The 14964-nt window shown below is 66.7% G+C and carries 14 protein-coding genes; 11 read left to right on the forward strand and 3 right to left on the reverse strand.

The window, feature by feature from the left end; translation table 11 throughout:
* The first annotated feature begins 2 nt into the window (after positions 1-2).
* Complete coding sequence (locus ON32_RS03795) at positions 3-4091, forward strand: type VII secretion protein EccC (RefSeq protein WP_040788677.1); 4089 nt, start codon at positions 3-5, stop codon at positions 4089-4091.
* On the opposite strand, the gene ON32_RS03800 is transcribed toward ON32_RS03795, so the two are convergent.
* Both ON32_RS03800 and ON32_RS03805 read right to left on the reverse strand, forming a co-directional pair.
* Positions 4073-4717, reverse strand: a complete 645-nt coding sequence (locus tag ON32_RS03800) for a GNAT family N-acetyltransferase (RefSeq protein WP_083873978.1) — start codon at positions 4715-4717, stop codon at positions 4073-4075. The two genes, ON32_RS03795 and ON32_RS03800, sit on opposite strands and share 19 nt — an antisense overlap.
* Positions 4714-5538: a GntR family transcriptional regulator gene (locus tag ON32_RS03805; protein WP_040788678.1), complete on the reverse strand. Its 825-nt coding sequence runs from the start codon at positions 5536-5538 to the stop codon at positions 4714-4716. The genes ON32_RS03800 and ON32_RS03805 overlap by 4 nt, the downstream gene beginning before the upstream one ends.
* Before the next feature lie 207 nt (positions 5539-5745).
* Here ON32_RS03805 and ON32_RS03810 point away from each other — a divergent pair, with 207 nt between their 5' ends.
* Positions 5746-6210 (forward strand): DUF4254 domain-containing protein, encoded by a 465-nt coding sequence (locus tag ON32_RS03810; protein ID WP_245550783.1) that lies wholly within the window; start codon positions 5746-5748, stop codon positions 6208-6210.
* 33 nt (positions 6211-6243) lie between these two features.
* Here the strand turns inward: ON32_RS03810 and ON32_RS03815 are convergent, their stop codons facing one another.
* Positions 6244-7920 (reverse strand): MinD/ParA family ATP-binding protein, encoded by a 1677-nt coding sequence (locus ON32_RS03815; RefSeq protein ID WP_051132849.1) that lies wholly within the window; start codon positions 7918-7920, stop codon positions 6244-6246.
* A gap of 1089 nt (positions 7921-9009) precedes the next feature.
* Between ON32_RS03815 and infA the strand changes: the two genes are divergently transcribed.
* From infA to ON32_RS03860, 9 genes are all read left to right on the forward strand, one after another.
* A complete protein-coding gene (gene infA, locus ON32_RS03820; protein WP_003418601.1) occupies positions 9010-9231 on the forward strand; it encodes a translation initiation factor IF-1 in 222 nt (73 codons plus the stop codon).
* Positions 9232-9337: 106 nt separating this feature from the next.
* Entirely contained in the window at positions 9338-9451 is a 114-nt protein-coding gene (rpmJ, locus tag ON32_RS03825; protein WP_040686659.1) for a 50S ribosomal protein L36, read from the forward strand.
* Between the two features lie 193 nt (positions 9452-9644).
* Positions 9645-10016, forward strand: coding sequence for a 30S ribosomal protein S13 (gene rpsM, locus ON32_RS03830; protein ID WP_040788680.1), 372 nt, complete (start codon positions 9645-9647; stop codon positions 10014-10016).
* A 10-nt stretch (positions 10017-10026) separates the two neighbouring features.
* On the forward strand, positions 10027-10440 hold the full coding sequence (gene rpsK, locus ON32_RS03835) for a 30S ribosomal protein S11 (RefSeq protein WP_014349147.1): 414 nt from the start codon (positions 10027-10029) through the stop codon (positions 10438-10440).
* A gap of 21 nt (positions 10441-10461) precedes the next feature.
* Positions 10462-11067, forward strand: a complete 606-nt coding sequence (gene rpsD / locus ON32_RS03840) for a 30S ribosomal protein S4 (RefSeq protein WP_040788681.1) — start codon at positions 10462-10464, stop codon at positions 11065-11067.
* 101 nt (positions 11068-11168) lie between these two features.
* Positions 11169-12227, forward strand: coding sequence for a DNA-directed RNA polymerase subunit alpha (locus ON32_RS03845; protein WP_040788858.1), 1059 nt, complete (start codon positions 11169-11171; stop codon positions 12225-12227).
* 52 nt (positions 12228-12279) lie between these two features.
* Positions 12280-12825 (forward strand): 50S ribosomal protein L17, encoded by a 546-nt coding sequence (gene rplQ, locus ON32_RS03850; protein WP_040788682.1) that lies wholly within the window; start codon positions 12280-12282, stop codon positions 12823-12825.
* Between the two features lie 378 nt (positions 12826-13203).
* Entirely contained in the window at positions 13204-14031 is an 828-nt protein-coding gene (gene truA, locus ON32_RS03855) for a tRNA pseudouridine(38-40) synthase TruA (protein ID WP_083874012.1), read from the forward strand.
* 88 nt (positions 14032-14119) lie between these two features.
* Positions 14120-14947 (forward strand): LLM class F420-dependent oxidoreductase, encoded by an 828-nt coding sequence (locus ON32_RS03860; RefSeq protein ID WP_040788683.1) that lies wholly within the window; start codon positions 14120-14122, stop codon positions 14945-14947.
* Positions 14948-14964 lie beyond the last annotated feature (17 nt).

Raw genomic sequence — 14964 nt, forward strand, 5'->3', positions numbered from 1 at the left:
ACATGACTACCGAAGGATTCGTCCGGCGTCCGCGCATCGCGCCACCCCGGCCACCCGGGGGCGAGGTGGCGCTCACCGCGCCGCCCGAGATACCGCGGGCGGTGCCGAGCGGACTGCTGATGAAGTTGATGCCGGTGGTCATGGTCGTGGCCGTGGTCGGCATGCTCGCCATGATGGTCATGATGGGGCGCAGCCTGCTGGCCAATCCGTTCATGATGATGTTCCCGCTGATGATGCTCATGTCGATGGTCGGCATGGTGGCGGGATACCGGGGTGGGGGTGGCGGCACGAAGCGGGCCGCCGAGCTCAACGAGGAACGCAAGGACTACTTCCGCTACCTCGATCAGGTGCGCAAGGATGTGCGCAAAACCGGTCGGGCCCAGTTGGACGCGCTGACGTGGAGCCACCCCGAACCCGCGGATCTGCTCTCGATCGTCGGCACCCGCCGGATGTGGGAACGCCGGCCGAAGGACCCGGATTTCGGGCATGTGCGGGTGGGAGTCGGTAGTCACCGGCTGGCCACCAAATTGGCTCGGCCCGAAACCGGCCCGCTGGAGGACCTGGAACCGGTGTCGACGGTGGCCTTGCGTCGGTTCGTCCGCACCCATTCGGTCGTGCACAATCTGCCGACCGCGGTCTCGTTGCGGGCGTTTCCCGCGATCAATATCGAAGGCGATCCCGTCGAGGCCCGCACACTGGTGCGCTCGATGCTGATGGAGTTCGTCACGCTGCACGGACCGGACCACGCCGCGGTGGCCATCATCTGCGCCGACCCGGACAGTGAGACCTGGGGATGGGCCAAATGGCTGCCCCACCTCCAGCATCCGATGGACCGCGACGCGCTCGGTTCCCGGCGCATGATGTATCAGTCACTGGCCGAACTCGAAACCGCCATGGCCGGTGAACTGGTCGAACGCGGCCGCTTCATGCGCAACGCGCCGCCGACGTCGGGGCGGACCCATCTGTTGGTCATCATCGACGACGGGTATGTCAGCGGTTCCGAACGTATCGTCAGCGATGCGGGACTCGACTCGGTCACCGTTTTGGACCTGTCCGCGCCACAGGCCGGTCTCGCCGTGCGCCGTGGGCTGCAATTGGTGGTCGAGGACGGATCGGTCGCGGCGAAATCGGCCGCCGGTATCGAGAAATTCGCCACCGCCGATACCGTCACCACAGCGGAGGCGACCGCGTTGGCCCGGAAACTGGCGCGGTACCGGATCGCGACCGCGGCGCAGATAGTCAGCCTCGGCGACGAAACCCGTTCCGTCGCCGACCTGATGGCGCTGCTGAAGATACCCGATGCGGCCCGGATCGACCCGGCGGTGGTCTGGCGTCCCCGCAGCGATCGTGAACGGTTGCGGGTGCCGATCGGCGTCACCCCGGACGGCACCCCGGTCGAGCTCGATATCAAGGAGGCCGCCGAGAACGGCATGGGTCCGCACGGGTTGTGCATCGGTGCGACCGGCTCCGGTAAGTCGGAGTTCCTGCGCACACTGGTCCTTTCCCTGGTGGCCTCGCATTCACCCGACCTGCTGAATCTGGTGCTCGTCGACTTCAAGGGTGGCGCGACCTTCCTCGGTCTGGATTCGCTTCCGCACGTCGCCGCGGTCATCACCAACCTCGAGGAAGAACTCTCGATGGTCGACCGCATGAAGGACGCGCTGTCGGGTGAGATGAACCGCCGACAGGAATTACTGCGCGCGGCGGGCAATTTCGCCAATGTCACCGAATACGAGAAGGCGCGAGCCGCGGGCGCCCAACTGGACCCGCTGCCCGCGCTGTTCATCGTGGTCGACGAGTTCTCCGAACTCCTTTCCCAGAAGCCGGATTTCGCCGATCTGTTCGTGATGATCGGTCGACTCGGTCGCTCGCTGCGCGTGCACCTGCTGCTCGCCTCGCAGCGGTTGGAGGAGAACAAGATGCGCGGCCTGGACAGCCACCTGTCCTATCGGATCGGTCTGCGCACCTTCTCGGCCAACGAGTCCCGTGCCGTGCTCGGTATCACCGACGCGTACCACCTGCCGAGTGTGCCCGGTTCGGCGTATCTCAAAAGCGATGCCGACGATCCGCTGCGGTTCAATGCCGCATACGTGTCCGGGCCATATGTCTCCCCCGAGGGGCCGCGGGAAGTCGGCGGGCGACCGGTGGGTGGTCGGTCGCCGGTGGTTTTCACCGCGGCGGAAGTGGAGATCGAAGCCCCCGAGGAGCCGCTCGGCCGTACCGAACCGGTGCGTCCCGGTTTGCCGGAGCTTCCGCCGCCCCCCGGCGCCGGTGATGTGGTGGACGCCGAGTCGGATGTGGCCGGTCTGTCCGCCGGCGGGGTGCCCCCGACGCTGTTGCAGGTGGTTGTCTCGCGGCTCACCGGACACGGTCGGCCGGCCCACGAAGTGTGGTTGCCGCCGTTGGACGAATCGCCGTCGGTGGATATGTTGCTGCCGGATCCGGACTGGAAGTCCCCGGTGAACCGCAATGGCCAGTTGTGGATGCCCATCGGTGTCATCGACAAACCGTACGAGCAGCGACGTGATGTGCTGATCATCGATCTGTCGGGCGCGCAGGGCCATCTGGCCGTGGTCGGTGGTCCGCAATCCGGTAAGTCGACCGCTCTCCGTACCGTCATCATGGCGGCCGCCGCCACCCACACACCCGAACAGGTCCAGTTCTACTGCCTGGACTTCGGTGGTGGCACCCTGGCCGGTCTCGCGGATCTGCCACATGTCGGTTCGGTGGCGGGTCGCCTGGAGGTGGACCGGATCCGTCGCACCATCGCCGAGATAAACGCGTTGCTGCACCACCGCGAAGAGCGGTTCCGCGCCTTGGGTATCGAGTCGATCGCCGAGTTCCGCAAACGTAAGGAGCAGCTGAGCCGACTGCCGGAGTCGGAACGGCGTGCCGACCCGGTCTGGGAAGACCCCTTCGGTGATGTGTTCCTGGTGGTGGACGGATGGCCGACCATCCGCGCCGAGTTCGATGCCTTCGAGCCGACCCTCAACTCGTTGGCCGCTCAGGGGCTGTCCTACGGTATCCACCTCATGATCTCGGCCAATCGCTGGGCCGAGATCCGGCCCGCCGTAAAGGATCTCATCGGTACCAGACTGGAGTTGCGGCTCGGCGACCCGTCCGATTCCGAGATGAATCGGCGCACTGCGGTACTCGTGCCGATGAATCGTCCGGGTCGAGGACTGACCCCCGACAGTCTGCACATGCTCATCGCATTGCCCCGATTGGACTCGAGCTCCGATGCCTCGACCTTGGCCGAGGGCATCAGCGAGGCCAAACGACAACTCAATACGCTGTACGCCGGTGTGCGCGCCCCCGAGGTGCGCATGCTTCCGTTGGAGATTCCACGGGAACAGGTGCTGGAAGCCGTGCGTCGGTACCGGATCGAGCTGGGCCCGACCCGGGTCGCCATCGGCCTCGGCGAGTCGGAACTACAGCCTCTCGTACTGGATTTCGACGCCCAGCCGCATCTTATGGCGTTCGCCGACGTCGAATGCGGTAAGACGACATTGCTGCGCAATATCGTGATGGGCATAGCGGAGAATTCGAACGCCGATCAGGCGCGGGTCATCCTCATCGACTATCGACGCACCATGCTCGGCGTGCTCGAGGGCGATCAGTTGGCCGGATACTCGACTTCTTCGCAGACTTCCGGTCCCATGATCAAGGAAGTCGCCGCCTACCTGACCCGACGCCTTCCCGGTGCGGACATCACACCGAAGCAGTTGCGCGAGCGCAGCTGGTGGAGCGGGCCGGAAATCTATGTCGTCGTCGACGACTACGACATGGTGGCATCGAGTCAGAACCCGTTGGATCCGCTGCTCGAGTTCCTTCCCCAGGCACGCGATATCGGAATGCACCTGATAATCGCCCGCCGCGCCGGCGGTGCGTCCCGCGCGATGTACGACAAGGTGCTCGGCAGGATGAAGGACCTTTCGGTCGACGCGCTGCTCATGAGCGCGCCCAAGGACGAGGGTAAATTCCTGGGCGATATCCGCGCGACGAAACTGCCTCCCGGTCGGGGCAACCTCATCTCGCGGAGTCTCAGTGAACCCGAGATGGTCCAAGTGGCCTATCTGCCGCCGCTTTGACCTTTCGGTCCCATTGCTCGGTGGTCGTCACCCACCGAAAAGTTGTGCAGATCACGGTTCCGGGGAATGGGTGCGGAGCACGGCGCGCTCCTCGCCGGCAACCGGCTGTCGACATGGCGTTCGAACAGCGCCCGGGACGGTCCGGTACAGTCCGGTCCGGCGATGCGGACCATCCGGAATCCGGACCGGAGATAGTAGGAGTGTAGGGCGTAATTGGTGGTCCAGGCGTCCAGCCGGACCCAGTCGCGGCCGCGCCGGCGGGTCAGTGTCGTCGCATGCCGGAGGAGTTCGCGGCCGACACCTCGCCCGGCGAAACGCAGGTCGACGATCATGTAGTGGACGATCAGCGCATCCGCCATCTCATCGGGTGTCCACAGCCCCGGGTCGGCGCGGTCGTTCACGGTGATGGTGCCCGCCGGGGCATTGTCGTCCAGTTCCGCGATCCAGGTTTCGCCCGCATCGATGGCATGACCGACGAGTTGGGCGAACATATCGATCGGAAGTCCGCGACCGGTCACCGTCCACTGGTCGGAACCGCGTGCGATGAGCCAGGCCGTGCGCTGGATGCGCAGGCGGCAGATCGGGTGGAGGTCGTTGCGAGTGGCCGGGCGGATGCGGACCGTCATGGCACACCGGACCTGTTCTGGTCGATATCCGGTCGGTCGGATGCGCCCAGCGCGCGGTGGATCACGGCGGTCCCCTCGTCGTCACCGAGTTCGTAGGCGAGTCGATTGCGGGCGGCGATCGAGCGGTGCCGGGTCACCCGGGTGACCCGCTCGTGATTGGCGCCTATCCGCAGATGATCCAACAACATGGTTCCCGTGGCGACGCCGAGCACCGCGGCCTCCTCTGCGTCGGCGGGACGAGCGACGATCGTATCGCGGTGTGCCGTTTCGCCGTGTCCACGATCGGCGAGCCTGCGGGTGGTGCCCTCGACGATATCGTGCGGGGAGTCGATACCGGTGGCCTCGGCCAGGTCTCGCGGGTAGAAACTCACCTCCCACGACCACGGCTCGTCATCGAGGTATTGGACGACGGTTCGGGCCACCACCCAGGAATCCGGCGGAACCTCGAGCCAGCGGGCGACCTGGGGGTCGGCCGGTTCCATTCGGGCACTGAATTCCTTGCTGGGTTCTCGGCCCGCGGTACGTGCGATCTCTTCGAAGATATCGTGCGACGATCGGGGCCGGTTGGGTCGGATGTGGTCGGTGACCACGGATTCCAACACTTCCTGGCTGCGTACCCGGGTGCCGCGGGAGGTCGCGGTGTAGACGAGATTCTCGGTGACCAGGACCTGGACCGCATTGCGTGCAGTGGTGAGGGAGACCCGCATCTGCTCGGCCAGTTCGGCGTGACTGGGAAGTCGATCCCCGGGCTTCCATCGGCCCGCGCGGATTTCCGCACGAAGGCGGTCCGCGATCCGCTGATACCTCGGACCGTCCGCCATCGCGCTCCTCGGTTGGTCGTGCAGGTAACGAAGTCCACTCTTTTGCGCCCGACGCGACCCGACATCGCTTGACAGGCAACTTCCGGGGTTTATTGTAATGAACGTACTGATCCGGTGTTGTGCGGCGATGACGGCGAGGCAACCGTGGCAGGTTCGGATACAACAGTCGTAATGGCTCTTCCCGGCACCAACCATGGTGCCGATTCGGTGACTCGGACTTCCCTTCCTGGACCTCTGCCCAGCTCGGATCTATTGGTCCGGGCGGCACGCGGTCACCGGGTGGTCGGGGGCCAATTGCTCTGGTTCACCCGTGATCTGGCGGTACTGCACGAACGGCGGCTGGTGGGCCGCGGCGGCTCGATGGTCACCGATCCCGAGCAGCTTCTCGAAATCGAGCGGCGCCGAATGGAATTGGTCATGGCCATCGATGACTGGGTGATGCGCAATGTGCCGCAGACCCGGATGGGTGCCACCCTGCACACCGAGACCATCGGCGCGGTGATCGACCGATTGGCCGAGGCATCGGTCCGGGCCCATCACGCATTGATGACCCTGGTCTCCGACGACGAACTGTTGCACAGCGCCTGGCATCACCTGGCCGAACTGACCGACGCCTACGACGATCTGGTCCGAGAGATCATGGCGGGACGCCGTCGCCTCCCCGAGTGGTGAGATCCCGGCTCGCCGTCCGGGACCCCGTAACCGCTACTGCTGGAAACGCCGGTGATCGGTCGCGAAATCATCGGCCACGGTGGCGGCCAGTTCGACATAGGCGCGTTTGGTGCTCTTGTGCAGCCGATGCAGATCGATCTCCGCGCCCTCGGACAAATGGTTGTCGAACGGGATGATGTGCACCGCACGGCAGCGGGTGAGGAAGTACTCCCGTAGCTGTTGAATGCCGACGTTGGGTGATCCGTCCCGCGGGCAGTTGATCACCACCACCGCATTGCGTACCAGATGATCGTGTCCGTGCAGCGACAGCCAGTCCAGGGTCGCCGCCGCGCTGCGGGCACCGTCGATGGCCGGGGAGGAGATCAGCACCAGCGAATGCGCCAGATCGAGTACGCCGGTCATGGCCGAATGCATCAGGCCGGTACCGCAGTCGGTGAGGATGATGTTGTAGAACCGCTGCAGAATCCGGGCGACCGCACGGTATTCGGCCTCGCTGAACGCCTCCGACGCGGCCGGATCGCGCTCACTGGCCAGCACTTCCAGGCGGCTGGAGGACTGTGAGGTATGGCGGCGCACATCCGAGTAACGCTCGATCGAGGGATCCAGCAGCAGATCGCGCACCGTGGAGCGGGTCTGTAGCGGCACCCGCTGTGAGAGCGTGCCGAAGTCGGGGTTGGCGTCCACGGCGATCACGCGGTCGCCGCGGATGGAGGAGAAGGTCGAACCGAGCCCCATGGTGGTGGTCGTCTTACCGACACCACCCTTCAGGGATAGCACCGCGATCCGGTAGTCGCCGCGCACCGGTTGCCGGATGCGGGCCACCAACTCCTGCAGCCGTCGCTCCTCGGCGGACATACCCGGGTTGATCGCTCCCCGCGAGACGTGGTGTACGGCCTTGCGCCAGCCGGAGCCGGGGGCGCGTTTGGCGCGTCGCAACGGCACGTCGTCCAGCGACGAGCCCAGACCACCGGGCATCGCCGGGCCACCGGGACCGGGCTGGTTCGGCCGGTATTCCGGTTGCCCCTGCGGGGGTCCCTGCCACTGACCCCCGTGGGGTGGGGGCGCGGGCTGGTTCCACTGCTGATTCGGGGGCTGTTGATAACCCTGGACAGGCCCTCCGCCGTCGGTTCGGGGCGCCGGTCCCGGCTGGGGCGCGGGCCATTGCCGGTACGGATCGGGAGTCCGAGGGGCGGGGCCCGGCATCCGCGGGTCCGGTCCGGGGACCTGAGGGTAGGAGCCGGAGGTGTGGGGTGCCGGCCCCTGCTGGTAGGGAGCGGGGGCAGGAGGCTGCTGGTAGGGGCCGGCGGAGGCGTAGGGATTCGGTCCGGGGGCGTATGTGGACGGGCCGGGGGCCTGTGCCGGACCAGGGGCCTGCGTGGGTCCCGGGGCCTGCGGAGCGGGGCCGGGTGCCGGGACGGGAGGCTGCGCGGGGTGGGGAGCCTGGGCGGTGGGCCCCGGTGCGACCGGGCCGGGTGGGACCTCAGGGCCGGGCGCGGGCGACGGTCCGCTACCGCTTTGTGGCGCGCCGGCGATGGGACCGGCGTTCGGGGCGGGCGGCAGGTCCGGTAGGCGCTGTAGGGGTTGCTGCACCACCGGGGGCTCAACCGGGGCCTGCCCGGCGGATTCGGGAGCCGATGGTTGGGTGGGCTCGGGCGCCGGTGCGTGTGAGGGCTGAGTCTCCGTCGTCTCGCCGGGTCGCGCGCTCGGCATCGGCGGTGGCGGTGGCAGGTAAGGACGGTTGTCGCCCTGCTGGGGCGGGGTGGGCGGAATATCCGTCTGGGCCGGCCCCGGGGCGGGCGCGGTGCTCGGCGCGGAATCGGATGGGGAGCCGTACTGGTTCGGATCGGCGAGGGAATGCTCGCCGATCGGCCGGAACCCCTCGGACGGCGGACCCGGACGCCGGGTCGGCAGTTCGGGCAGATCCGATTGGGGTGCGCTCCACGAGCCCATGGCGGGACCCGCGTCGGTGCCGGCCTGCGGATTCGGGCCGCCCTGGTGCTGCTGAACGGATTCGGGTGCGGACCCCGACCGCTCCGCCTGTGGTGGTGTCGCCTCCCAGGTGTTCGGCGGTGTGGGGGTGTTCGGCGGTTGGTTCGCCTCGGGGCCCTGCGGACCTTCCTGGGGCGGTTCCGGCCGTGGGCTCCACTCGTCCCACGTGGCCGCGGCCGGACGGTTGGGGTTGGTGGGGCGCTTGGGTAGCAGTTCGCCGACCCGATCCTCCAGGGACGGCTGCTCGCCCTTGTTGCGGCGGCGCAACAGACGGCGTTTGTCCCGCCGACCGCCGCCCTCGGAATCGTCGTCCGAGCCGCGATTGAAGAAGCCCCGGCGGGGTGGGGGTGATTCGGGAATGTAGTCGTCCTGGGGGAGATTCCGGACCGGTGCCTCGTAGCCGATGTAGGAATTGTCGCCGCTGGTCTCGGCGTTGCCCTCGGACAACCACGGTGGCAGCATGGGGAGGCCGTCGTTACTGCGGCTCAACGCGTCCCCTCCTGTTGTGATCAACCCTCGGACAGCCGTCAGTTTACGCGAATACCGCGAATACTTTGCCGTCCCATGCGGCGGGAGCCGTAGGGGACAACGAAACTTCGGGTTACCCGGGCGACCCGTTTTTGCCCGATTCGGTACCTGCCGGTAAGCTGGTCAGGCGGTGCATCCATGCGCCGCCTGTTTGCGTGCGATCGGCGGTTTCGACGCCGCGTTCCGATCGGCGGTTCCGACCGCGGATCGTCGCGGGTCGGTCCACTCGAACAGTACAGGGCAGTCAAACCAGGTTGCAGTGTAACCGGGATCGCGGAGGACATGGCGAAGAAAGACGGGGCCATCGAGGTCGAGGGTCGGGTTGTCGAGCCGTTGCCGAATGCGATGTTCCGTATCGAGCTCGAGAACGGGCACAAGGTTCTCGCGCACATCAGCGGCAAGATGCGGCAGCACTACATCCGCATCCTGCCGGAGGACCGCGTGGTCGTCGAGCTTTCGCCCTACGACCTGTCCCGCGGACGCATCGTGTACCGCTACAAGTGATCGGGTCGGCAGGCTCGCCCATATAAAGGAACTTCCCCGGTCGTACCCGACCGGGGACAACTGTGTTCGTACCTCGGTACGAACACCGACCAAGGATTGGACGGACGTGAAGGTTCAGCCGAGCGTCAAGAAGATCTGCGAGAAGTGCAAGGTGATCCGCCGTCACGGGCGGGTCATGGTGATCTGCGAGAACCTGCGCCACAAGCAGCGTCAGGGCTGACACCACTGCCGAGCACCGAACGCGGTTCGGATTGGCGACAAATACGAGTAAGCCTCCCTGCGCCGGCCGCACACTGAGGATTTCGGGTCAGCCCGAAGGTGTGTGAGCCCACCCCCCGGAACGGAGGCCGGGGCCCCGCAAGACGAGGGGACGGACAGGGAGTAGACCTCCGCAACAGTGAAGGAACTGCCACATGGCACGTCTGATGGGCGTCGATCTCCCGCGCGAGAAGCGCATGGAGATCGCGCTGACCTACATCTACGGCATCGGCCGTACCCGCGCGAAGGAGATCCTGGACGCCACCGGCGTGAGCCCGGACCTGCGCTCGAAGGATCTGTCCGACGACGATCTGACCAAGCTGCGCGATTACATCGAGGCCTCGGAGTTCAAGGTCGAGGGTGACCTGCGCCGCGAGGTGCAGGCCGATATCCGCCGCAAGATCGAGATCGGCTGCTACCAGGGTCTGCGCCACCGTCGTGGCCTGCCCGTGCGCGGCCAGCGCACCAAGACCAACGCGCGCACCCGCAAGGGCCCCAAGCGCACCGTCGCCGGCAAGAAGAAGTAGGGGATAACCGATGCCTCCCAAGTCCAGGGCCTCCGGCCCCAAGAAGACCCAGAAGTCGCGCCGCCGGGAGAAGAAGAACGTCCCCCACGGCCACGCGCACATCAAGAGCACGTTCAACAACACGATCGTGTCCATCACCGACCCGTCCGGCAACGTCATCTCCTGGGCGTCCTCCGGCCATGTCGGTTTCAAGGGCTCGCGCAAGTCGACCCCGTTCGCCGCGCAGCTGGCCGCCGAGAACGCGGCCCGCAAGGCGCAGGAGAACGGCGTGAAGAAGGTCGACGTGTTCGTCAAGGGCCCCGGTTCGGGCCGCGAAACCGCGATCCGTTCGCTCCAGGCCGCGGGCCTGGAGGTCGGCACGATCTCCGATGTCACTCCGCAGCCGCACAACGGCTGCCGTCCGCCCAAGCGGCGTCGCGTCTAGCGGGAAGGAAGGTAGAGCACAATGGCCCGTTACACCGGTCCCATCACCCGCAAATCGCGTCGCCTGCGCGTCGACCTGGTCGGCGGTGACCAGGCATTCGAGCGTCGCCCCTACCCGCCCGGTCAGCACGGCCGCGCGCGGATCAAGGAGAGCGAGTACCTGCTCCAGCTGCAGGAGAAGCAGAAGGCGCGCTTCACCTACGGCGTGATGGAGAAGCAGTTCAGCCGTTACTACGCCGAGGCCCACCGGCAGAAGGGCAAGACCGGCGACAACCTGCTGCGTCTGCTCGAGACCCGGCTGGACAACGTGGTGTACCGCGCCGGTCTGGCGCGCACCCGTCGGCAGGCCCGCCAGCTGGTGAGCCACGGCCACTTCCTGGTGAACAACAAGAAGGTGGACGTTCCGTCCTACCGCGTGAGCCAGTACGACATCATCGATGTCAAGGAGAAGTCGCTGAACACGCTGCCGTTCCAGGTGGCCCGCGAGACCCTGGGCGACCGTCAGGTGCCCGGCTGGCTCCAGGTCATTCCGGGGCGGCTGCGGATCCTGGTCCACCAGGAGCCCGAGCGCGCTCAGATCGATGTGCCGCTGCAGGAACAGCTGATCGTCGAGTACTACTCGAAGTAATCGGCTGTGCCGCTGGTGCGTGACCATCCGGCTCGGATGGTCACGCACAACCCCTAGACGAGGCGTCAAATAGCGGGCGCCCATAAAGGAGGATGATCCACATGCTGATTTCCCAGCGTCCGACGCTGACCGAAGAGGTCATCGCCGAGAACCGCTCGAAGTTCACCATCGAGCCCCTCGAGCCCGGTTTCGGCTACACCCTCGGCAATTCACTGCGGCGCACCCTGCTGTCCTCGATTCCGGGGGCGGCGGTGACCAGCATCCGCATCGACGGTGTCCTGCACGAGTTCACCACCGTGCCCGGCGTGAAGGAGGATGTCACCGACATCATCCTGAACCTCAAGGGTCTGGTCGTGTCCTCGGAGGAGGACGAGCCGGTCACCATGTACCTGCGCAAGCAGGGTCCCGGCGTCGTCACCGCCGGCGATATCGTGCCGCCGGCCGGTGTGGTGGTGCACAACCCCGATATGCACATCGCCACCCTGAACGACAAGGGCAAGCTCGAGATCGAGCTCGTCGTCGAGCGCGGTCGCGGTTATGTTCCGGCGGTGCAGAACAAGGCCGCCGGCGCGGAAATCGGCCGGATCCCGGTGGATTCGATCTACTCTCCGGTGCTCAAGGTGACCTACAAGGTGGAGGCCACCCGCGTCGAGCAGCGCACCGACTTCGATCGGCTCATCCTGGACGTGGAGACCAAGAACTCCATCAGCGCGCGGGACGCGCTCGCTTCGGCGGGCAAGACCCTGGTCGAGCTGTTCGGCCTGGCCCGTGAACTGAACGTCGAGGCCGAGGGCATCGAGATCGGCCCCTCGCCGGCCGAGGCGGATCACATCGCCTCCTTCGGTCTGCCGATCGAGGATCTGGATCTGACCGTGCGGTCCTACAACTGCCTCAAGCGCGAGGGTGTGCACACCGTCGGCGAGCTGGTGGCCCGGACCGAATCGGATCTGCTGGACATCCGTAACTTCGGCCAGAAGTCCATCGACGAGGTCAAGGTCAAGCTGCACGCCCTCGGCCTCTCGCTCAAGGACAGCCCGGCGTCGTTCGATCCGTCCAGCGTGGTCGGCTACGACGCGAGCACCGGGACCTGGTCGGACAGCGGCACTTTCAGCGACAACGACGGTGGCGAGCAGGACTACGCCGAAACCGAACAGCTCTAGGCCGATCCGGGGCGGGCGCCCCGGAGACGGCCTCTCATAAGGAGATTCAACAATGCCCAAGCCCAAGAAGGGTGCCCGCTTCGGCGGGTCGGCGTCGCACCAGAAGGCGATCTTCGCCAATCTGGCCACGGCGCTCTTCGAGCACGGTCGGATCACGACCACCGAGGCCAAGGCCAAGGCGCTGCGCCCCTACGCCGAGAAGCTGGTCACCAAGGCCAAGGCCGGCACCCTGGCCGACCGCCGCGAGGTGCTCAAGGTGATCCGGAACAAGGACGTCGTGCACAGTCTCTTCGCCGAGATCGGGCCCTCGTTCGAAGGCCGCGAAGGTGGCTACACCCGGATCATCAAGACCCTGCCGCGTAAGGGCGACAACGCCCCGATGGCGATCATCGAGCTGGTCCGGGAGAAGACCGTGACCAACGAGGCCGATCGCGCCCGTCGGGTCGCCGCCTCGAAGAAGGCCGAGGCCCCCGCCGCCGAAGCCACCGAGGAGAAGGCCGAGGTCGCCGAGGCTCCGGCCGCGGAGGACGCCGAGGCCACCGCGGACCAGGCCACCGAAGAAAAGGCCACCGAAGAAAAGGCCGACGACAAGGCGTAGTCGTCGCCTCATCGAGCAGGAGCCGACCCGTGGATCCGCCGGTGCTTCCGGCGGTCGACGGGTCGGACCCTCCAGGACGGTCGACCTCATGGTGGGCTCGCTCCGGTTCCGGACCGTTCGCAGCGAATTCACGTCGACGGATTCGTATGGCGGAAGGACCCGGGCGGCCCTGCCGGCGCCGCCGCTGGTGGCTCGATCGAAGACAACGAGCCCGCCGCCCGCTCAGGGTGGGCGGGCTCGTCCGGTTTCGGGAGGAGTTGTCTGGTGAGCGTGTACGAATCGGCGGGGGCCCGACCGTCGGATCCCGCGGATACATCCGCGACAACGGCCGAGGTGGGCACGGCCGGTTCGTCGGCGGAGCAGGGGCCCACCCGGCGGATGCGGTTGGATATCGGCTATGACGGCACCGATTTCCAGGGCTGGGCCCGGCAGCCCGGCCACCGCACCGTTCAGGGCGTGCTGGAGGAGTCGCTGGGCAAGGTGTTGCGGCAACCGGTGCAGTTGACCGTCGCGGGGCGCACCGACGCGGGCGTGCACGCCGAAGGCCAGGTCGCGCATTTCGATACCACCGCCGAGATCGATTCGGACGCGCTGATCCGCCGTATGGCGAAGTTCCTGCCCAAGGATGTGCGCATTACCGGTATCCGCCCGGTGCCCGCGGAATTCGACGCCCGTTTCTCGGCGATTCGTCGCCACTACGTCTATCGCCTCACCACCGCCCCCTACGGCTCCGACCCGCTGTCGGCCCGTAGTGTCGTCGGTTGCCGGGAGGTCGATCTGGATGCCATGCGCGCCGCCTCCCGGAAGTTGTTGGGGCTACACGACTTCGCCGCCTTCTGTCGCCGTCGTGAGGGTGCCACCACCATTCGGGAACTACAGCGCTACGACTGGGTGCGCACCGGATATCGACTGGACGCCTATGTGAGCGCGGACGCGTTCTGCTGGTCGATGGTGCGCAGTCTGGTGGGTGCGGTACTCGCCGTGGGGCAGGGCCGGCGCTCCCCGGAATGGGTGGCGGAGCTACTCACCCAGCGGCAGCGATCGAGTTCGGTCACGGTCGCGCCGGCACACGGTCTCAGTCTGATCGCCGTGGACTATCCGGCCGAATCCGAGCTGGCCGCGCGGAACGCGCAAACCAGGGAAACCCGTTCGGCGGATGCGGTGGTGGATGGCTGCTGTGGCGGTTCGGGCGGCGATTCGGAATAGCCCGCGTGCCAAGCGTGGCCGCGCGCGATAACGGCAATAGGGTCGGCCCCGCGGGAACAGATCACCGACGACGAAGGTTGGGGCAGATATGACGATTGATTTCGGACGCTACGGTGTATGGCGGTACTACAAGTCGTTCACTCCCGAAGCGGCCGGCGAGCTGGAGCGACTCGGGTACGGCGCGCTGTGGCTCGGCGGTTCCCCGCCGTCGGATCTGCCGGTGGTGGAAGATCTGTTGGCCGCCACCGAGAATCTGAAGGTCGGCACCAGCATTGTCAATGTCTGGACGGCTCCCGCCCGAGAGGTGGCCGAGTCCTTCCACCGTGTCGAAGGACGCTTCCCCGGCCGGTTCCTGCTGGGTATCGGTATCGGCCACCCCGAGTCCAACGCACCCTATCGCTCCCCGTACGAAACGCTGGTCGAATATCTCGACGAATTGGACGAGGCCGGGGTGCCGGTGGCGAGTCGCGCTCTGGCGGCGCTCGGGCCGAAAGTGTTGAAACTGGCCGCCGATCGCACGGCCGGCGCCCTGCCCTATCTGACCACCCCGGAACACACCGCTCAGGCCCGGAAGATCGTCGGCGACGCTCTGCTGGTGCCCGAACAGAAGCTGGTTCTGGACACCGACCCCGAGCGGGCGCGGGCGACCGGCCGCAAGGTTGTCGAAATGTATCTCGGCCTGCGCAACTACACGAGCAATCTGCGCCGGCTCGGTTACACCGACGACGATATCGCCAAACCGGGTAGCGACCGGCTACTGGACGCCCTTGCCGTGCACGGTACGGCCGAGCAGATCGCCGAGCAGGTGCGCGCCCATATCGAGGCGGGCGCGGATCATCTCGCTCTGCAGCCCTTGGATGAGGATTATCTGGCCACCTTGCGCGCTCTGGCGCCTTTGCTGACCCGGCAGGACTGACGGCGAACGCCCCGGGA

Origin of the sequence: Nocardia paucivorans NBRC 100373 (assembly GCF_000308675.1) — a bacterium.
In the GTDB taxonomy this organism is placed as follows: domain Bacteria; phylum Actinomycetota; class Actinomycetes; order Mycobacteriales; family Mycobacteriaceae; genus Nocardia; species Nocardia paucivorans.